Annotated in this window: 13 protein-coding genes; 5 read left to right on the top strand and 8 right to left on the bottom strand. The window is 38.8% G+C overall.

The window, feature by feature from the left end; all coding sequences use genetic code 11:
• Positions 1 to 387: 387 nt before the first annotated feature.
• Positions 388 to 1,086 carry an MgtC family protein gene (locus O7C57_RS13370; protein WP_154621814.1) on the top strand — a complete coding sequence of 233 codons (699 nt, stop codon included), beginning with the start codon at positions 388 to 390 and terminating at the stop codon, positions 1,084 to 1,086.
• 153 nt (positions 1,087 to 1,239) lie between these two features.
• Positions 1,240 to 3,942, top strand: a complete 2,703-nt coding sequence (gene mgtA / locus O7C57_RS13365; RefSeq protein ID WP_154621815.1) for a magnesium-translocating P-type ATPase — start codon at positions 1,240 to 1,242, stop codon at positions 3,940 to 3,942.
• Positions 3,943 to 4,418: 476 nt separating this feature from the next.
• Here mgtA and O7C57_RS13360 read toward each other — a convergent pair whose 3' ends face one another.
• The gene (locus tag O7C57_RS13360; protein WP_154621816.1) at positions 4,419 to 4,730 is read right to left on the bottom strand and encodes a DUF5339 domain-containing protein; all 312 of its coding nucleotides are present in this window, start codon (positions 4,728 to 4,730) and stop codon (positions 4,419 to 4,421) included.
• 1,195 nt (positions 4,731 to 5,925) lie between these two features.
• Between O7C57_RS13360 and fliZ the strand changes: the two genes are divergently transcribed.
• Entirely contained in the window at positions 5,926 to 6,438 is a 513-nt protein-coding gene (gene fliZ / locus O7C57_RS13355) for a flagella biosynthesis regulatory protein FliZ (protein ID WP_154624120.1), read from the top strand.
• A 357-nt stretch (positions 6,439 to 6,795) separates the two neighbouring features.
• Here the strand turns inward: fliZ and putA are convergent, their stop codons facing one another.
• Positions 6,796 to 10,779, bottom strand: a complete 3,984-nt coding sequence (putA, locus tag O7C57_RS13350; RefSeq protein ID WP_269723227.1) for a trifunctional transcriptional regulator/proline dehydrogenase/L-glutamate gamma-semialdehyde dehydrogenase — start codon at positions 10,777 to 10,779, stop codon at positions 6,796 to 6,798.
• Positions 10,780 to 11,234: 455 nt separating this feature from the next.
• Here putA and putP point away from each other — a divergent pair, with 455 nt between their 5' ends.
• Entirely contained in the window at positions 11,235 to 12,719 is a 1,485-nt protein-coding gene (gene putP, locus O7C57_RS13345; protein ID WP_154624122.1) for a sodium/proline symporter PutP, read from the top strand.
• Between the two features lie 269 nt (positions 12,720 to 12,988).
• Here the strand turns inward: putP and O7C57_RS13340 are convergent, their stop codons facing one another.
• Together O7C57_RS13340 and cycA are read right to left on the bottom strand one after the other, a co-directional pair.
• A complete protein-coding gene (locus O7C57_RS13340) occupies positions 12,989 to 13,735 on the bottom strand; it encodes a glutathione S-transferase family protein (RefSeq protein ID WP_269723226.1) in 747 nt (248 codons plus the stop codon).
• 418 nt (positions 13,736 to 14,153) lie between these two features.
• A complete protein-coding gene (cycA, locus tag O7C57_RS13335) occupies positions 14,154 to 15,557 on the bottom strand; it encodes a D-serine/D-alanine/glycine transporter (protein ID WP_154624124.1) in 1,404 nt (467 codons plus the stop codon).
• A 224-nt stretch (positions 15,558 to 15,781) separates the two neighbouring features.
• Here cycA and O7C57_RS13330 point away from each other — a divergent pair, with 224 nt between their 5' ends.
• Entirely contained in the window at positions 15,782 to 15,973 is a 192-nt protein-coding gene (locus tag O7C57_RS13330) for a hypothetical protein (protein WP_154623036.1), read from the top strand.
• 678 nt (positions 15,974 to 16,651) lie between these two features.
• Here the strand turns inward: O7C57_RS13330 and O7C57_RS13325 are convergent.
• The 4 genes from O7C57_RS13325 to O7C57_RS13310 all read right to left on the bottom strand — a co-directional run bounded on the left by O7C57_RS13325 (position 16,652) and on the right by O7C57_RS13310 (position 21,318).
• A complete protein-coding gene (locus O7C57_RS13325) occupies positions 16,652 to 17,506 on the bottom strand; it encodes a Csu type fimbrial protein (protein ID WP_244316435.1) in 855 nt (284 codons plus the stop codon).
• A 189-nt stretch (positions 17,507 to 17,695) separates the two neighbouring features.
• Positions 17,696 to 20,074, bottom strand: coding sequence for a fimbria/pilus outer membrane usher protein (locus O7C57_RS13320; RefSeq protein WP_269723225.1), 2,379 nt, complete (start codon positions 20,072 to 20,074; stop codon positions 17,696 to 17,698).
• The gene (locus O7C57_RS13315; protein WP_230085817.1) at positions 20,046 to 20,762 is read right to left on the bottom strand and encodes a fimbrial biogenesis chaperone; all 717 of its coding nucleotides are present in this window, start codon (positions 20,760 to 20,762) and stop codon (positions 20,046 to 20,048) included. Before O7C57_RS13315 ends, O7C57_RS13320 begins: the two co-directional genes overlap by 29 nt.
• 31 nt (positions 20,763 to 20,793) lie before the next feature.
• Complete coding sequence (locus tag O7C57_RS13310) at positions 20,794 to 21,318, bottom strand: Csu type fimbrial protein (RefSeq protein WP_154623039.1); 525 nt, start codon at positions 21,316 to 21,318, stop codon at positions 20,794 to 20,796.
• Positions 21,319 to 21,592: the final 274 nt, after the last annotated feature.

Below are 21,592 nucleotides of genomic sequence, written 5' to 3'. Positions count from 1 at the left end.
AAATATTATTTTAAAGCTTTACTTCATAAATAACGCAATCTATACTTCTTGCAAATTTCGTTAGGAGATAATTACTTGGACAGTCAGAGTTGTAATAAAAATTTAATTTTATTGGCAAGTAATTAATTATTCCTTCTATTAACTGCTTGCCGCGATGGTGGGCAGTATCAAGCGTTGACTCTCTCGATACTCCTTAATTAAATAACTATTGTTTATCAATAGGTTGTATTTTTTGTGAGTAAAGGTCATGAATCTCTATTTCTATTCATTATTTCCTCCAGGTAATAGCCTATAACGTTGAATAATTATTTTATTATTCATGCTTAAGGCTAGGTGAAATATATTTTACCTATTTTTATTATCCAATTTATTTTTGGAGGGATCATCATGTTATTTACTCCCGATATTTTAAATTTAGTTTTCGCAATGTGCTTAGGCGCTTTAATTGGTGCGGAACGTCAATGGCGTCAGCGCATGGCGGGTTTACGCACAAATGCGTTAGTCGCAACAGGGGCTGCCGTATTTATTTTGAGTTCGGTCACCACCTCACCTGATAGTCCAGGAAGAATCGCAGCACAAGTTGTATCTGGAATAGGTTTTCTGGGAGCCGGGGTTATCATGCGTGAAGGAATGAATATTCGTGGTTTGAATACGGCGGCCACACTTTGGTGCTCTGCTGGTATTGGGGTGTTATGTGGCCTCGGGCAGTACTCTTTAGCGACGATGGCTACGATGCTTATCCTTTGTGCCAATATTCTACTGCGTGAAGCGGCACAAAGAATTAATAAACAACCACAAACCCAAGCGCTTGATGTTGAACAACGTTATAAAATTCGTGTGATGTGTCATCAAGACGATGAAATCTTAGTTAGAACATTAATTTTACAAGCAATAAATGGATTACATATCCGGCTGCAATCATTAAGCAGTGCCGATACGCTTAGACCGGAACAGTTAGAAGTTATTGCTGAATTTTTAGCAACACCGGCGGAGCAAAAAGAAATTGAAGCATTGGTTTGCCGGATCAGTATTGAACAGAGTGTCAGTGCAATTAACTGGAAAGTGGCATCAGAGCTACCAGCCTAATGCTGAATAATTATTAACTAAAGGAGCCGAAATGGACGATCACCCTCCGTCATGGAGTAAAAAATGGGAGCTATCTAACTATGAATAAATAATTTATTTTCAGTTAGATAGCGTTCAATTAGCACGGTAAATACCGTATTAGAGATAAACGTTATGACTGAAATCAGGCATCCGCGCAAAAGTGCCAAGACCACTGCGCGCCAAAAATATATTGTTGGCGAACAAGCCAATAAAACAATGGAACAAGTGCTTAATGAATATCAAACTAATTTATTAGGTTTGACAGATAATGAGGCACTCGATCGATTAGTAGAACAGGGCGAAAATGAAGTTGCCCATGAGAAAGCCCCTCCAGCGTGGAAGCAGCTCCTCTCCTCATTTAAAAATCCTTTCATTTTTGTCTTAATGACATTGGCAATAGTGAGTTTTTTCACTGACTATTTCATCCCTGAACGCCAAGGTGAAGAAACTGATTTAACAGGCGTTATTATTATTGTCACCATGGTGTTATTAAGCGGATTATTAAGGTTTTGGCAGGAATATCGAACCAATAAGGCTGCTGAAGCGTTGAAATCCCTTGTTCGTACCACCGCAACGGTGTTCCGTCGAGACAATAAAACAGGGCGTTCAGTACGCAAGGAAGTTCCCATCAAGTGTTTGGTTCCAGGAGATATTGTCTTGTTATCTGCTGGGGATATGGTTCCAGCAGATCTAAAACTGGTTGAGTCTCGCGATCTATTTATTAGTCAGGCGATATTAACTGGGGAGTCGATACCAGTAGAAAAATATGACACGCTGGGGGATGTCAGTGCGAAAAGTATAGATCCCATCTCACCAACCGAAAATGAATTGTTGGAAATCTCTAATATTTGTTTGATGGGAACCAATGTGACCAGTGGAACAGCGAGAGGGATCGTTGTAGCAACGGGCGCAAAAACCTATCTTGGCTCACTGGCCAAATCGATTGTTGGTAGTCGTGCGCAAACGGCGTTTGATCGTGGAGTCAACAGCGTTAGTTGGTTACTCATTCGCTTTATGTTGGTTATGGTGCCTATTGTTTTACTTATTAATGGTTTTACAAAAGGTGATTGGTTTGAGGCAACGTTATTCTCTCTGGCTGTTGCGGTTGGCTTAACGCCTGAAATGCTACCTATGATTGTCAGTTCAAATCTAGCCAAGGGCGCAATTGCCATGTCTAAACATAAGGTGATTGTAAAAAGGCTCAATGCGATTCAAAATTTTGGGGCAATGGATGTACTTTGTACTGATAAAACAGGCACATTAACGCAGGATAGGATTATTTTAGAGCATTATTTAGGAAGTAACGGCGAAAAAGATAATCAAGTTTTGCAACTGGCATGGTTGAATAGTTTTAACCAAAGCGGTGCTAAGAATATGATGGACCAAGCGATCATTCGGCGCGGCAGAGGAAAAAATGCAATAGAGCAATTGCGTGCTTATCAAAAAATTGATGAACTTCCCTTTGATTTTATTCGTCGTAAGCTCTCTGTATCGGTGAGGACCCCAGCAGGAGAGGCACTATTAATATGTAAGGGTGCAGCAGAAGAGATGCTTGCTGTATGTACGAGTTATCAACACAATGGTCAATCTCAGCAACTTGACTCCCAAGCGAAACAACAGATTACCGAATTAGTCAGTGATTATAATCGACAAGGTTTTCGCGTGTTGCTATTGGCCACTCGCTCACTAAATAGTGATGAAGCCAGTTTGCCACTTTCTGCCGTTGCGGAACAACAGTTAGAATTGCGTGGTATTTTAACGTTTCTTGATCCGGCGAAAGAAAGCGCAATTTCAGCGATTGCAGCTTTACGTGAAAATGGTGTGACCGTAAAAGTATTAACGGGTGACAACGCCATTATTACGGAAAAGATCTGTCACGATGTAGGTTTAAATGTGAGTGAGATTATGACTGGCCTTGAAGTTGAGGCTATGTCAGATACAGAATTAAAACAGAAAGTTGAGCAAGTCTCGGTATTTTGTAAGCTAACACCATTACAAAAGTCCAGAATTTTAAAAATATTGCAAGCCAATGGTCATACCGTGGGTTTCTTAGGTGATGGAATCAATGATGCACCGGCATTACGTGATGCAGATGTGGGGATTTCCGTTGATACAGGAACTGATATTGCAAAAGAATCTGCTGATATTATTTTGTTAGAAAAAGATTTAATGGTATTGGAACAAGGTGTGATTAAAGGACGAGAAACCTTTGGCAATATCATTAAATACCTAAATATGACGGCAAGTTCTAACTTTGGTAACGTATTTTCTGTTTTGATCGCTAGCGCCTTTATTCCATTCTTACCGATGTTAGCGATTCATCTATTAGTACAAAACTTGTTATATGATATTTCTCAACTGGCTTTGCCTTGGGATAAAATGGATAAAGAGTTTTTAAAACGTCCACGCAAATGGGATGCAAAAAACATAGGCCGTTTCATGGTATGGATAGGTCCTACATCATCCATTTTTGATATTACTACCTTTGCTTTGATGTGGTACGTTTTTCAAGCTAATAGTGTTGCTCATGAAGCATTATTCCAATCAGGTTGGTTTGTTGAAGGGCTATTATCACAAACCTTAGTTGTTCATATGTTACGTACGCAAAAAATACCGTTTATTCAAAGCACTGCGGCGTTACCCGTCTTATTAACCACAGGGTTGATAATGGCGCTTGGTCTTTATATTCCGTTCTCCCCATTCGGTGAATGGATCGGATTACAACCATTGCCAATAGAATATTTCCCTTGGCTGGTGTTAACGTTAGTCAGTTATTGTGTTGTTGCACAGCTAATGAAACAGTTTTACATAAAACGTTTTGGTACTTGGTTGTAGATAATTAAAACGCGGTAGTAAGGCTATTTTAATCGCCTTACTACTCAGCTAAATACAGAGATTAAAGCGTCATTTGCTTGTTTTGAAAGATAATAACAACAGGGTAGTCTTCATTCAATTTACTGCCTTGAACAGCTTTAATAATAACAGTGTATTTGTGACATATTTTTATACTGGAACATTTTTACTGAATACAGGATGATTATTAAAAATAATATGAGAAACATCTCTTCGATAGGGGGTAGAGTAGGCTTTGAGAAACTATTTTCTGGGTACTTAACAGTTCAGCATGATGACGCTATTTTTTATCATTATCGAATGGCCGATTTTCAGGAAATTATAATAAGCCATTTTTATTGTTATAATTGAGTATGAAGGGAGACAGGACGAGACAATATTTGAAGGCTTGCGATTGTACTCTCATTATAAAAATATGGAGCCATATATCTATAGCCCCATGGTATAGAGAAATCTTATTACTGTAGGCCTAAAGCAGATTTCATTTGTTTCATTGCATCAATACCTTGTTGGCAAGCTTTATCTTGCTGATCTTTAGGTAGTGCTGCAACTTGTTTTTTACCTTCTTCTAATTGGCCTTTCATAGCATCTAATTGAGCTTTTGCTTCTGGATTTTCAGACGCTTTTGCAATCAGAGAATCAATCTCAGCAAAGTAGGTATTACAAGTTTCTGTTGCACCCGCAACTTCTGATTTTTTCTCTTCATCAGAACAAGCTGTGATCGTTAATGCCATTAAACCCATACCGCAAGCTAGAATTAACTTTTTCATAATCAACCTTAAATTATTTATTTTTGAAGTAGCAGAGGGAGTATATAAAAGTTTTTCTCGATATCAAACGTAACAAATCCTAAAAAATAACTCGAAAAATACCTTATAAGTTAGCTTAAAACTGATATCTAAAATCTATGAGCCAAGATATTTGGCATTTTAATCTAAAAGGTGAGTGTGATGTATTGAAAATATATTACAAGATGCCGTAATAACATAGGCCATTGACAAGATAATGTTGTCTGTTGTTATCACAAGCGGGGCATTTGCAGTAATGGGAATATTTTAATATAAGTCGACTGTTTTTTATTCAATTTGCTTAAAGCGTGGTATCACCATGAATCAAGAAAGTTATCCACAGACTGAGCGTGAATTTACCCACAGAAAATGTGGATGGTATCAATTTATAGGTGTCGTATATTAGCGATGTGGTATGAGTGATATCAGTGTAACGATCTTAATAAGTGAATGGGTAAATTTACTTAAAAAAAATAAATTAATATCTCAGATGGCTGTTTGGGGTGAAATTATAATCTATAAATTAGATATATCTTTTGGTTATGAGCTATAACTTTTTTGCATATGTTAAAAAAATAAATTCATATGCTTAATAAGCACATAAATGTAAAATTAAATTTACAACTTTTCTTTTATATCAGCTTATGAGCTATTTAAAAAATTAATATCTACGCAGAGAATAGTTAAATTTTGGTTATGTTAGGTGAGTTACTTCACATTTTTACTATTTTAACGCCAATTTAACTATCAAACTGATTTATAAATTAAATTTTTATTGAATGCTCGGTTGATTATCGGGTAAAGTCATCACTTTAACTGTTGGTATAGTTAGCGACTTATAATGCTTTATTGTGATTTTATTCTGTGCAAAGGCAATAAATGACTGGTTTAATAGGTTGACGCTAAATCAAATTCGTACCAAACTCTAGTCTTCGCAGAAATTCGCCAAAGAGTGATAGACGCGATAGAATGCATTTCACAGAGGGAAAATAGCTCATACCGTGTATTTTTAGTATGAACTAGTCTCTTAAGAGAAAGCAAAAGAGCTTGATACAGATAAATCTGTATTATTATGCAACATAGCGGATAAATAATAATGCTATGGGCATGCTAAGTATGTAGCGTGGATACCACGTTACAATTTTAATTTTAGACTTACACACAGGGCTTTATCATCATGTCTGCTTCTATTGTTAAGAAACGGCCGCTGAGTCGTTATATCAAAGACTTTAAACACAGCCAAACTCATTGTGCACATTGTCATAAAACACTGGATCGTATCTCTCTAGTCTTTAATGATAGCATCTTGAATAAAGAAGCTATTGCGGAGATGACCGAGCTAGTTGATGAAAATACATGGGTTGAATTACAAGATAAATTTACCGCACTTTGTCGTTTTTGCAGTGAAATTTATTGCAATAGTAATACTGATTTCTTTGACATCATGTCATTTAAACAGTATTTATTCTTACAGACTGAAATGAGCCACAGCACAGTTCGCGAATATGTTGTTCGTTTGCGCCGTCTTGATGAACTTCTCTCATCGTCTAATTTTTCAATGAAAGAGTTTACAGCGAGCAAAATTCAAGAGCAATTAAGCGATAAAATGACTGAATCTGCTTTTAGCAACTACAATATTGCGCTACGTAAATATGAGCAATACTTGTATTGGGAATCAGAGAAAAATTAATCCATAGCAAAGAACCTAGTTAACAACTTGTTCAGTGCAATACGGTTATAGTACGTCAGGTGTCCATTATGGGCACCTTTTTGTTTCTAATGAATATAGTGATTTTCTTCGTCATTAATCGAGGTTAATTAGAACTGTCTATTGTGATGGTCATATTAAGAGTAAGTACTAACCACAATGGATAATTATTTAGATTCAATCTGAGCTCAATATTATTAATTACCAATATTGAATATCTGGTTATTAAAAGAACAATACAGATTGGGTTGAAATAATAAAGGGCATGACGGGAAGGTAGGAAGCAAATAAATAAAACGACGCCTGAACCTAATATTAACTAGGCTCAGGCGTTTTTAATTAGCCAATGGTCATTAGGCTTGCATTACCACCTGCTGCTGCGGTATTGATGCTCAATGAACGTTCATGGACTAATCTTTCAAGTAATAAGTTGGTTTCACCACGCTCGAAACCTTGTACTGAAATGATTGGGCCTTTACGTTGAGCGATACTCTCACAGACAACTTTGAGTTGGTCACTGTCACCATGATAAATAACGGCTTCAATATGGCCATGATATTCTTGCCAATTTTTTGTCATTGCAACTGCATGACGCACTTTTTCAGGCAGTGATTTGTAGAGCTTTTGGTGGATCTCACTTTCAGGCCATAATGCTTGGCAGCCGCTGGCAAGAACCCCAGCCAATTGCACTAAACAGTCTTTTTCATTATCACTAAGACATAAAATCGTGCCACGTGGTGTTAAGGTATACGTGTTCTTTTCACCCGTAGGTCCCGGTAGTAAACGTGATGTACCTGCTTGTGCATGGCGTGCAAATTGCTCTAAGACTTCAGATTCTATATGGTGTTCTTGTTTCTCTAACCATGTAGAAAGGGCATTGAAAGACTCAAGTAGAATAGGGCGTGCAGTGGCATCTAGTGCAAGCTCGCTATCTTGTCTTTCGAGCGTACGAGAGACAGCATTATCTGGACGCTCACTTAATAATCGATACAGATAGAGTGGTCCACCCGCTTTCGGTCCAGTACCCGACAGACCTTCACCACCAAATGGTTGAACACCGACAACCGCACCAACCATATTCCGGTTAACATACAGGTTGCCAACTTTGGCTCTTGCAACGACTTGGTTGATGGTTTCATCAATTCGAGTATGAACGCCTAACGTTAATCCATAACCCGCAGCATTGATCTGCTCAATAATATCAACGAGTTGTTCTCGTTTGTAACGAACAACATGTAGCACAGGACCAAAGATTTCTTTTTTCAGTTCACTGACGTTATCCAATTCAATCAATGTTGGTTTCACATAAGTACCTTCAGATTGCTCATGGAGATCCTCATTATGATTGAATACGGCTTGGAACACCTCTTTGCCTTTGCTACGCATTTGTTGAATATGTTGCTCAATATTCTCTTTAGCTTCGCTATCAATGACAGGCCCAATGTCAGTATACAAATGCTCAGGATTCCCCATACGGCACTCTTCCATCGCACCTTTAAGCATACGAATTGTGCGATCCGCGACATCTTCCTGAACACACAAAATACGTAAAGCCGAACAGCGTTGACCCGCACTATCGAACGCGGAAGCGACCACATCGGTGACAACTTGCTCCGTTAAGGCTGATGAATCCACGATCATCGCATTCAACCCGCCCGTCTCGGCAATGAGTGGTGTTGGGCGGCCTTGAGCATCCAGCCTGCCTGCAATGTTACGTTGCAATAAACCTGCCACCTCAGTAGAACCAGTAAACATAACGCCACGAACTCTTGTATCACCAACCAGTTTCGCACCGATAGTTTCCCCTTTACCCGGTAAAAATTGCAATACTTCACGTGGAATACCCGCCTGATGGAGTATCGATATTGCAATTGAGCCTATAAGAGGAGTTTGCTCCGCCGGTTTTGCTAATACGGTATTACCTGCCGCTAATGCTGCCGCTATTTGCCCTGTAAAAATAGCTAATGGGAAGTTCCATGGGCTAATACAGACGACAGGACCTAGTGGTCGATGCGTATTGTTATCAAAATCATCTCTGACTTGAGTTGCATAATAATTGAGGAAATCGACGGCTTCTCGAACTTCTGAAATCGCATTCGCGTAGGTTTTACCCGCCTCACGAACAAGCACATCTAACAATGGCTGTAGCTGTTGCTCCATGATATCAGCGGCACGTAGTAATATCGCCGCACGCTCTGAAGGTGGAGTAGCAAACCAAATCGCACCGGCATCACTGGCGATATTTAATGCATATTCAGCTTCCTCTAACGTTGCTTCACGCACGTGACCAACAATATCGGAATGGCAGGCAGGATTAATGACAGGCACTCTGTTTTCGGCTGCTTCCGTAGATTGATAATCCCCTCCTAACAGTGGCTGAGCTAATTTTTCCTGCATTGCAGCCGTTAAAAGAGCGCTAGAAAGTGAAGCTAAACGGTGCTCATTTGACAGATCCAGCCCCATTGAATTGACGCGACGCTGGCCATAAAGATCACGAGGTAATGCAATTTTAGGATGTGGTAAACCAATTTGCCCTTCGACTTTAGAAAGCTCAAGTACTTCTTTCACTGGGTCAGCAACTAACTCATCAAGAGGAATCGTTGCATCCGCAATACGGTTAACAAATGAAGTGTTAGCTCCATTTTCGAGTAGACGACGAACCAAATAGGCTAACAACGTTTCATGAGTACCAACTGGCGCGTAAATACGGCAAGGACGATTAAGCTTGCCGTCAGCAACTTTTCCAACCACTTGTTCGTATAGCGGCTCCCCCATGCCATGTAAGCATTGGAACTCGTATTGGCCTGGATAGTAATTTTTCCCTGCAATTTGATAGATAGCAGCGAGGGTATGAGCGTTATGTGTTGCAAACTGTGGATAGATAAGGTTTGGAACAGACAATAATTTACGAGCACAAGCTAGATATGAAACGTCAGTATAGACCTTACGTGTATAAACAGGATAACCTTCTAAGCCATCAACTTGTGCACGTTTGATCTCGCTATCCCAATAAGCCCCTTTAACTAGGCGGATCATTAATCGACGTTTACTGCGTTCTGCAAGATCAATAATAGAGTCGATTACAAATGGGCAGCGCTTTTGGTAGGCTTGGATGACGAAGCCAATCCCATTCCAACCGGCAAGTTTAGGCTCGAAACAGAGTTTTTCGAGTAAATCGAGTGAGATTTCTAAGCGATCTGCTTCTTCCGCATCGATATTGATCCCCACATCATATTGATGTGCTTGTAGCACTAATGATAATAAACGAGAATACAACTCTTCCATGACGCGCGAATATTGTGCGCGACTGTAGCGGGGATGCAAGGCAGATAATTTAATAGAAATGCCTGGGCCTTCATAGATGCCTCGGCCATTAGATGCTTTACCGATTGCATGAATAGCTTGTTGGTATGACACCATATAATCTTGGGCATCTTTTTCTGTTAGTGCTGCTTCACCTAACATGTCATAAGAGTAGCGAAACCCTTTTTCTTCCAGTTTCCGAGCATTTGCTAATGCTTGTGCGATAGTTTCACCAGTAACAAACTGCTCACCCATCAAGCGCATCGCCATATCAACGCCTTTGCGGATTAATGGTTCACCACTCTTACTAATAATACGGTTTAAAGAGCTAGAGAGTTTTGCTTCATTATGTGTAGAAACTAATTTACCAGTGAACAATAAGCCCCAAGTTGCTGCATTGACAAACATTGAGCTACTTTGCCCTAAATGGGATTGCCAATTACCCGTACTGATTTTATCTCGGATCAGTGCGTCACGTGTTGCTTTGTCTGGGATACGTAATAGCGCTTCAGCTAAGCACATGAGCGCAACACCTTCTTGTGAAGAAAGTGAAAACTCTTGTAATAAGCCTTGAACTAATCCAGAACGACCAATGCTATTTTTTTGGTTACGTAGTTTTTCCGCTATGGAGTAAGCCAACTGGTGTGCTGCATCGGCTTGTTCAGCGGGCAATTGCGCTTGTTGCAATAACATGGGAAGCGCTTGCGTTTCAGGAATGCGATAAGCGGATGTAATCGCTGAGCGTTTAACCGATTGGGGTAAAATATGTTCAGCAAAATCCAAAAAAGGCTGATAATTCGATTCTGTTAGTGATTCTTCTTCTGATATTTGGCCGTCTTTGTTATCTTGTCCTGCGGAGATCTCAGGGATGAACTGCTGATTATCAAGCTGTTCAAGATAATTGAATATGGCTTGCTTAATTAGCCAATGCGGCGTGCGGTCAAGACGTTGAGCAGCAGTTTTAATGCGTTCACGAGTCGCTTCATCAAGTCTCACACCCATAGTTGTCGTACTACTCATCCCATTTCCTCTAAATAATTAGCTACTAGAAACAAAAAAGTTACACATCAATAGCATGATGTTGCAACTTTGTGCAACGTTGTTAAAGCCTATTCTAAAGGAATTGTGAAATATATCGTATTTTTATTTGTTAAATGAGATGGTCAATAATAATAAATTAATTTTTTATTGAAAATCAATCGGTTGAATTTAACCCCTTAATGAGTGGAATGTTAATCAATCTATTAACTTTAGTACCACTAATTTAACATTTGTGATATGGGTATCGTTTATGGAATAAAATGGCGTTAATTTCTTGTTAAATGTAAATGAGTTTGTCTAGCATGCTAAGGTGATATTTTTTATTAAGTGCAACACAACACAAACACAAGACACATAAATTTATAATTTAATTTGTTGACGTGCAATTTAGTGCAACAAACCAAAAAAGAATAACTATTCTATGGAGAAGACGGATGACTGTAAGCACTCCGATGATCATTATGTTCATCGTATATATTACTGGCATGTTACTTATTGGCTATTTAGCTTATCGCTCAACGAAAAATTTTGATGATTATATTTTAGGCGGGCGAAGTTTGGGTAGCGTGGTAACAGCCTTATCGGCCGGTGCCTCCGACATGAGTGGGTGGTTGCTAATGGGGTTACCTGGCGCTATTTTCCTCGCGGGTATTTCGGAAGCTTGGATTGCGATAGGATTGAGTTTAGGCGCTTACCTCAATTGGCTATTTGTCGCTGGGCGTTTACGCGTTCAAACTGAGAAAAATAATAATGCGTTAACCTTGCCTGATTATTTTACTAGTCGCTTTGAAGATAATAGTAAAATTTTGCGTATTATCTCCGCTGTTGTCATTTTAGTGTTCTTTACCATCTACTGTGCTTCTGGTGTTGTCGCTGGTGGCCTATTGTTTGAAAGTACTTTTAATATTAGCTACGAAAAAGCAATGTGGCTTGGGGCATTAGCAACAATCGCATATACATTCCTAGGGGGATTCTTAGCGGTAAGTTGGACAGATACCGTCCAAGCCTCGTTAATGATATTCGCATTGATTTTAACGCCTATCGTGATCATCTTCTCATTAGGCGGTGCCGATACCGCAATTGAGGTGATTAAAGCTAAAAACCCTGAATATTTAGATATGTTTAAAGGGTTGAATTTTGTTGCCATTATCTCGCTATTAGGGTGGGGGCTAGGCTATTTCGGGCAACCACATATTTTAGCTCGCTTTATGGCTGCGGATTCTCATCGTACTATCCGTTCTGCTCGTCGTATCAGTATGACTTGGATGATTTTGTGTCTTGGTGGAACGACGGCTGTTGGTTTCTTTGGTATTGCTTATTTTGAAATGAATCCTGCATTAGCCTCTTCGGTTATGGGGAATAATGAGCGTATTTTCATGGAGCTAGCGGGGATACTCTTTAATCCTTGGATTGCCGGTATCTTATTATCCGCTATTTTAGCCGCGGTTATGAGTACATTAAGTTGCCAATTATTAGTATGCGCAAGTGCTTTAACTGAAGATTTGTATAAGCCATTCATTCGTAAAAAAGCAAGCCAGAAAGAACTCGTTTGGGTTGGTCGTTTAATGGTTCTGTTAGTGGCAGCGATTGCGATCTACATCGCAAGAGACCCTGATAGCAAAGTTCTGGCACTGGTTAGTAATGCATGGGCTGGTTTTGGTGCTGCTTTTGGTCCCGTTGTCTTAATGTCAGTATTGTGGAAGCGCATGACACGAACAGGGGCTCTTGCAGGGATGATAGTTGGAGCTGTCACAGTATTAGTTTGGATGAAGTACAAGTGGTTTGCACTGTATGAAATTATTCCTGGCTTTATTCTTGCGACTATTGCAATTGTCCTTGTTAGCCTATTAACAAAGGCACCAAGTGCTGCTGCTCAGGCGCGTTTCGAACAAGCTGAGGCGGAATATAAAACGAAGTAATTTATAAAATAAAGTCACCCCCAGTAGTTGGGTAATCAACTGCTGGGGGTTTTTTATGAGCAAATAGAAAATGACTATTGAATATTGTTCATTGATTTTATTTTGTATAGCCTTATTTTTTGAGCATTCAAATCTGAGCTTGTGGGGATGTTTATTCACCGCAAGTGATGGTAAAAATAATCAAAACAAATAAGCCAAATAAGCCTTTCTTTGAGTAAGGCGCTCAGTTTGTTTCCTTTAGACTTGTCTAAATCGCTTATCCGTTTTTGTTACCCGATGACTTGTTCACAAGTATCAGCTATCCACGCTGGAGACCCTTTAGAACCCCCGTTTAGTGCCAGTATTTGTGGAACAATGTAATCCCATGCTTTATGTGAAAGCCTATAACTTGGCCTTGACTCGAGCTTTGTTAACCAGCCACAGATATTAGGGTATTTTTCTATTATTTGCTTAAAATTGGGGTCAATCCTTAAAGCAAAAATATCGCAAGCATAGAGTAAATCTGCGGCGGAAATATCATTTCCAGATAAGAAATCTTTGCCTTCAAGCAGAAAATCTAAATTTTTAAACATAGCATGAAGTGCATTTAATTTAGCTTCAATCTCAATTGCTGAGGGTTTTGCTATCCCAAGATATGCAGGCATTAATAGTACGGGAAGAAAATATTCCAATGTTGAAATTTTACGAAGATTCGTATGATACCAAGATAAATGTTTATTGATGACAGCCTTAGATCTATGGTTCGCTCCAAACCATTTATCACTACAACCGTGAATATCGGTAAGGTAGTTCATGATTGCCGTTGCTTCGGAAAGGCAAAAGTCGTTGTGCTGCATTGCGGGTATCTGATGCAACGGATTGACGGCTAAAAACGCCTTAGAAAGATGTTCTCCTCGCGTCAACCACGTGTATTTGATATCGATGGGAATATTAGCCTCAATACAAAGCCAGTGAACTGCTCTACTTGGCTCTGAGGTAGGATCATGAAAAATAGTCAATGCGGATAAATTTGTCATTTTTTACCTTTAATTTAACGTTGCTCATTAGACATAAAGTGAACTTTACGATCATGTTTATGACTTATCTCTTTCAATGTAATACCAAAATAAATTAATAAATAACAGCTCAACTGCTTAATAATCTGTCGATATTTATTCTCTACACTAACTTAAGTAAACGGCGGCATTAATAAAAGGTGCTTGTACGGTTAGGAAAAAGTGCATTGAAAATGTACTAGCACAGATGAAGAAGTTTGAGCTGATGATATTTGGTTCAGAAATATGCCATATCGATAGGCTATAGGTATGAATGCATAAGGTATTAAGAAGTCGATAAAAGTTAAAAGGCCTGAGTTCAGGAGTGTCTTGAATTCAGGCCTTTTAAGCTATTTGAATAACATATTCAATTTTATAGTAGCGCTTTACTATCTGGTCTTTAATGCGTTTTCTTACGGCGTTTAACGACTTGGTAACCAATTAATAGAATGATAAACCAGACAGGAGTCGCGATCAGTGCTTGTCTTGTATCATGTTGAAATGCCAGTAGCACGACCATAAATGCGAAGAAAGCCAAACAAATCCAAGACATCACAATACCCGCCGGCATTTTATAAAGTGAAGCTTTATGGAGCTGTGGGCGATGTTTTCTAAATTTGAGGTAACTGTATAAGATCATACTCCAGATAAACATAAATAGGATCGCTGATACAGTCGTGACTAATGTAAAAGCATGCATGATATCAGGAATGAAATAGATCAGTACGATACCAAAGCTGAGACAAATACAGGTAAAGATCAGTCCCGTGGCTGGAACAGCTTTTTTTGATAAACGACTAAACTGTTTTGGTGCATCGCCTTCTTTTGATAGGCCAAATAGCATGCGGCTGGTTGAAAAGACGCCACTATTAGCCGAAGAGGCTGCCGATGTCAGTACAACAAAGTTAACAATACTCGCAGCTGCCGGTAAGCTAATCAATACAAACATTTCAACAAATGGGCTTTTATCCGCTAAAATTGTGCGCCATGGCGTTACCGCCATAATCACAATCAGCGATAACACATAAAAGGTAATGATCCTAAAAGGAATAGCATTAATTGCTTTTGGCAGAGATTTCTCAGGATCACGGGTTTCTGCTGCGGCAGTGCCGACTAATTCTATTCCTACAAAGGCAAAAATGGCGATTTGGAAGCCCGCGAAAAAGCCACTCATTCCCATCGGAAACATGCCGCCATCATTCCAAATATTACTTAATGATGCAGTATGACCTGCCGGTGATTGAAAGTTCATGGCGATTAAGGTGCCACCAACGGCGATGAGCGTGACAATGGCAACAATCTTGATCATGGCAAACCAGAATTCGAGTTCACCAAATAGCCTGACAGACACTAAATTCAGCGTTAATAGAACGACAACGCAAATAAAAGAGGTCACCCATTCAGGGAAATCGGGGACCCAAAAACTGACATAGGATGTAATGGCGACAATATCGGCAATACCTGTAATGACCCAACAAAACCAATAAGTCCAGCCGACAAAAAAGCCAGCCCAAGGACCAATGAGGTCGGATGAAAAATCACTAAAGGATTTGTAATTGAGGTTGGAAAGTAATAATTCGCCCATGGCTCGCATGACAAAGAAGAGCATGAAGCCAATAATCATATAGACAAATATGATTGAAGGGCCCGCGAGTGAAATGGTTTTCCCAGAACCCATGAATAGCCCAGTTCCGATCGCGCCACCGATAGCGATAAGTTGGATATGGCGGTTACTCAGGCTACGTTTTAGCTGTTGCCGATCAGCAGACGAGCGTGTTGATGTTGTGGATTGATTTTCTTCCATCGGTATTTATCCAAAGAGGTTGGTTAGTGCGGTCACAGTATATTTTTAGTTGTGTGATAGTGTTTGCATAAATATTGTGACACAAATCTCAGTCAGTGTAAGGAAAACTTAACTGATTGTAAGTAGAGTGGTGATATCTTAATCCAAAGATAACACCAAATTAACATCAATAACCAAAATTTAATTATATAAATAAAATAGCAGAATAATGTGGATTCTGCTAAATGAGAGAGATTAAACAAATTTATCGGATTGTCAGCTCAGTAGGTAGAGCGATTGGTTTTGAGCCACAGCCAAACAGTATTGAGGTCGATAATCGAATCGCGAAAGCATTTTTTGAAATGAATAGTTCTATTCTTGATGGATATTTTAACTTAATTTCAAGCGTTATATTACTTAGTTTTCAATCACACTGATCGCCTACAGATTCAGGAATATTAGCCTCAGCGTTTATCAGGAGTTAATACACTAAGCAATCGATTGTTTATGATTACTTGATATTGTATTCCCATAAAATGTTCTAATGGGAGAGTGACTAATGTTTCTAAACTAGGGCTATTGAATCAGTCATCTTCATATGACTGATAACTCTGAAGAGTAATACCTTTGTTAACCTTGAAAAAATCTTTGCTGCTTGATGCAGCAAAACGACACGGTTATAAAAGTTAAATGGGATATAAAAAATACTCATACCGACTACGAAAAATAGCGGTTAATTATCCATTCAATGTACGCATAAAAAAGTGAGCGCCCGCCAAACGCTGCTCTTCTTTCGCAACAATGCAATGATTGCTAAGAAGCTCCCCTTGTAATGACCGTTTTGATAATAAATAAGCCAATTGCCGGATAATTAGATTATGTATTATCAAATTCCGGCTTGCTGGCGCATCCCACAAATCGCAATATGATACCAACAAGGCTAATTATCATTCAATTATTATTCAATTCTCATAATATTAATTTTTTCCAACCAAGAGCGAAAATATTAGAAAAAATCTATGTGTATTAAGTAACAAATTACTTGAGAATAACCTTTGGGAGCTGTTTTTTTCTTATCTGGGTGACGCAAAATACGCTAATGATTCTCTGGTATTTTAATAGGTTACATTAATAGTGACGGTATCGCTATAACTGCCTGGAGGATAATTTGTTGATGGTACCGTGACATAAACCGGGTAGTCTTTAGTGATCCCCGAGCCAATATCGGTAATTAAATTTAAAGGATTATTTCCCCACGTTGCGCCATTTAACCCCGGTGTTGAGCTTAATTGATAAGGGATTTTTTCAGTAGTCGAAATACTTTGTAAAACCCCTGAACCTTGTAAATTATTATTTGAGGGTAAGAGTCCGATACTAAACGGTGTTGTATTTGTACAAGTGACCGAAATATGGCCACTAGCCGCTGCATTATTTGTTGAGCTCTGTACACTGCCAATATTAATGTCTCCATTACTTGATACTAGGCATTGATCAGTAATTGTTGCGGTTACGACAAAAGGAAAACTAGGGCCAACAATTGAACCACAGCTATTAGGCGTACTAAGGATACCAAGATTTAAGGTTGAGGTGGCTGTTAGTGAGGTATAAGTGTCAATATAAGTTGCAGGAATAACACTTGATTGATTAACTGATAGTTGAGCGTAAATAGTCACTGAACCAGTCGCAGGTGTTAGTCCTTGGTTTAAGCTTAATTTAATCATAATTGGACTGGAGCCAGAAATATGTTGACTCCCCCAGATTAGACTATGATTTGCATTTTGATAGAGCTGATAATTAATGGGACTATTTAATCCAACTGGTAACATTTGGCGAGAGGTAATTTGTCCAGAAACGCTGGAGATACCAATATTTAAACAAAGTGTGGCACCAACAAGTGTTTCGAGAGTTTCTTTAGTGCAGCTATAATTAAAGGTCAAAGAGGTGGTTGCCACGTTATTCGTTAAAGGCATTATGTGACCAAAATTCAATGTGCTAATATTTGAAATGGAGCAAGCTAGGCTATAAGCGTGACGAGGTAAATTTAAAGACAGAGATAAGAAAAAAACAATGCAAGATATTTTATATTTTCTATGAAGAGTTAACATTTTTTATCTCCTATTCAATTTGTGATTGAATATAGTGAGTAAGTATTAGGATACTTACTCTGAATGGCAGCGTAATGGCCCAATTTGAGGAATAAGTTCCTCCGTTTTGGGATAGTGGAAAGTGAGGCTACATTGCTCTTTACCGTAATTAATGAAAAGCGTATTGCTTTCTTGTAATGTATCGAAATAAGCCATTCCATCGTATCCAATTGTGATTAGATTTTCTTTTTGATCATTTAATTGAACTAGGCTACCTGCGGGCAACAGTCTTCCTTCAGCATCTGAAAGAATAACGAGTGCGGAATGTGTTTTTAATAGTTCAAATGTTGCTAAAACACCGGAATGGTATTTAGGTATGACTTGTATACTCGATTGCTTGACCTGTATATTGGCTGGAAGGTCTGTGGAATCTAAAGCTAGAATATTTTTTTGATAACTATTGAGTGACGGTATTAACAGTAACCCGTCATCATCAGTAATACCGACAATAGAGTTTTCTAATTTAATTGGAATATGGCTGATACCGTTAGTTGAAACGATAGCGAAACTGTTCATGATGGATTTTGAAATAAATAAACCATTACCGATAGTTGCTATAGCGCCACTCGCGCCAAGATATTGTGAATTCATTTGGTTTATTTTATTCATACCCGCGCTGACATCTATTTTATCGGTAAGATAACGAATATCTATTTGATGATGGCTTTCATCACCTTGTTTACTTGCGGTTATATCCCAACCTAATCCACCTTCGTTAGTGATCGATTTATTGGCATTAATTTGATGCAGGAATCCATCTTTATTGTGTTGGCTAGTCATGCGGATACTCTTGTTATTTTCAAATAGCAGAGTCGCGGCAAGATAAAAAAGGCTTTCTTTATCATCATTGAGTTTTTTATTCATGCTGGCGCTAAGATATAGATGATCACCGAGGGATTTATACCAACTCACTCCTAAATAACGAATGGCATGATCATGCTGAGGACGAAAACCTAAATAGGATAGATTAATATTGCCAAGGGTTTCAAAGTGATAACCTATAGTGGTATTACCGTTAAATGCATAGGGTGGGGATGAATAGGTTGCGGCAATATCTTGATATTTAGAGGTGGTAGCGGTGGCGGATGCCCCGAAATTAAAGTGATTATTTGACCAATAGTAACTTGCATAATAAAGCCAGCCTTGGCTATTTAAATCAGAGCTTACGGCAACAGCCGTTGAGATTGTGCCGCCTCCCATTTTTGGGATCCAATCACCTTCAATACCTAAATTGATTAAATCAGTTGTTAATTCAGAATGGGCACTTGCAGTGAAGTGATTATTCATACCATAACGCAATGTGGTACTTGCAATCGGTGAATTGGCATAGTCAAAAGATCGGAGGGCATAATTTTCGCGTACGACACCAAATTCAGTGGACCAATCAAAAATGCCTTCACGTAGTAATGTTTGGTCATTATAGAATGAAATGTTTTGCACGTTTGCTCTACCTAGAGAATCAGTCAGGATGATTTGTGCATTTCCCTCTCCATTAACGCTCGGCAAACTGTTCAAGGTAAAATGACCTATAGGAACTTCACCGCTATAGCGTTTGATACCATCAATATATAACTCAACATTTGAAGGAAGTGTGGCGGAGCCATAAAAAGCGATTAACGGGGCGGTTGGAATATAAGGCTGCAAAGAAAAGTCAGTCGCTATTTGTAGCCCTGCTATCCGAGTTGCTCGTGACCAAGTTAGTGAACGAGTTATGGTATCGCCGATATTTAAAAATAGTTTTTTATCTTCAAAAGAAGAACGCCAAGTTGTGTCTAAACGAATAAAAGGTTGGCTGAACTCGCTGTGCCCAAACGTGTTTTGGGTTTGTTGTGTCGTACTAAATAAGCCTTGTTGATTAAATAATCTCAATTCTGAAAAGCTACTTAATGCAGTGGTTTTATTTTTTACAACACGTAAATCATAGTTGAGTAAAGCACCAGAGGAGGATTTTGCCTGCACTTGTTCCGATGGGATAAGTTCGATTGTTGTCGAGCCGAGTTCTAATAATGAAAGAGGAGAATGAATTGCAACGGCTTGTTGGTTGGGAGCATAGTGGTAGCTAAGGCCGGTTAATTCATCCAAGCAAATAGTCTTAGCATGCGTTTTTATTGCTTTGAAACGCAGTTGTTTCAGTGTTTCTGTCGTGGTACACAGCCGATCATTATCGTAGCCAAAACGAGCAATACCAAAATGAGTTTGGTTAATTGTGACTTCAAGATACAGTTCGGTACCTGATAATGGCGTTGTGTCATTGAACACATATTCCACTGTCGTAGAGGTGATATCGGATTGAGCGATAACAAATAGGGGATAAAACATCACGTATAGCAGTGAGATATCTGCTAAGTAATGATGATGAAAGCGATTAGAGGGGGTAGGATTGTCGCTCACCATTGATCATAACTTTTATTTGGTTGTTGGGGGCAGAGCATAGGTCAGTCAGTTTAATATTCCATTGCATAGTGGATTGCGGTAAGACGTATCCTAATAAACCTGAATTAATTACCGTCGTTTTACCTCTGCAATTTATCAAACGAATATCTGACAGCTGGGCATGCGTATTGCCTCTGTTATGTATAACTAGATAGCTTTGGGATTGGAATTTTTTTATTTGCCATTCTAATAACGTGCTGGGAGGAGGCATGTTTAAAGGTTGAATAAAAATAGGCAATGAATAATGTAAAACAAGCCGTAAATGACTGCTGTTTTTCTGAGGTAATGGAATTTCATTAATTGAGAGTCGATATGCTTGTTCTTGGCTCCCTAGTAGGTTGTTGTTACGAATAACCCTGATGAGCTGTTGTTCATTGGGGAGAAGCTTTATCATTGGTGGACTAATAATGATATCTCGAGTTGGTGTTAATTGGTTACCTAAATTCTTTTGTTGCCAGATAAATGTTCTCACCTGAACTTGTATAAGGTCTTTTCCATTATTACTTAACCAAATTCCGGCTGCTTTTTGTTGCGCGGTGAATGTCAATGTCACGGGTGTGACTTGCAACCCACTCGCACTTATCTGGTTGGAAAAACTGATAGTAGCGAGTAGGTTGATGAACAGTAGAATAAGGGGGCATTTAATCAATTTGCTCTTCCTTATACTGAAACAGTCACGTTTAGTAATTAACGTTGACCGTAACTACATCAGAATAGGTATCCGGTGTAAAATTGGCATTCGTCACCACGGCATAAACGGTGAAAGTTTGCGTTTCTCCATTACCTGTTCCAGACACCCCATTCCCTTCATCAAATAATGTTGTTGTATTTCCCCAATTAGTGCCAGTTGCAGAGGTTTGCTTTAATTGATAGGGGATCCTATCTGTATTGCCTGTTGGATTGGTGAGTGGTGCTAAATAGCCACTACCTTCGTCAGTACCTTTATTTGCAAGAGAGGGAGCGAGTCCAATATTAAATGGTGTGTTTTTTGAGCAAGTGACACTGAGTATATTACTTGAAGATAAATTGGTGGTATTTGAAGTGACTGATCCTAAGTTGATATTTGAGCCAACACTGATCTGACAAGTACTGGTGACTGTCATGAGTACTTGAAAGGACGTTGTTGCTAAGTTAGCACCATAAAATGGCGATGATACAAAAGCTAACCCAATAAGAAATTGTGTTTTCTTCACTGTCAATAGCATAGAAAACCTCGCATAGCCGTCTCTGGCATAGATATATATTAATCATGGGCTTTTCTGTTTTAACAACTCAGATGTGTTAATTGTTTAATCATAATTGGAGTAAAGGCAATATTATTATCCATTATTTTTTGTATTTTAATCTTTGATCATCCTGAGGCTCTAGATAACGTATTAATAATGTTTACATTTTTATTGTTTAAAAAACGAACACTGCTTGAGCGGCGTCGTGATTTTAAGCAGTAAAAAATGAAAACTAAATCAGTTGTTTGAGTTT

This window comes from Providencia sp. 21OH12SH02B-Prov (assembly GCF_027362595.1).
Lineage (GTDB): Bacteria > Pseudomonadota > Gammaproteobacteria > Enterobacterales > Enterobacteriaceae > Providencia > Providencia zhejiangensis.
This window is presented reverse-complemented; position numbering and strand designations above follow the sequence as displayed.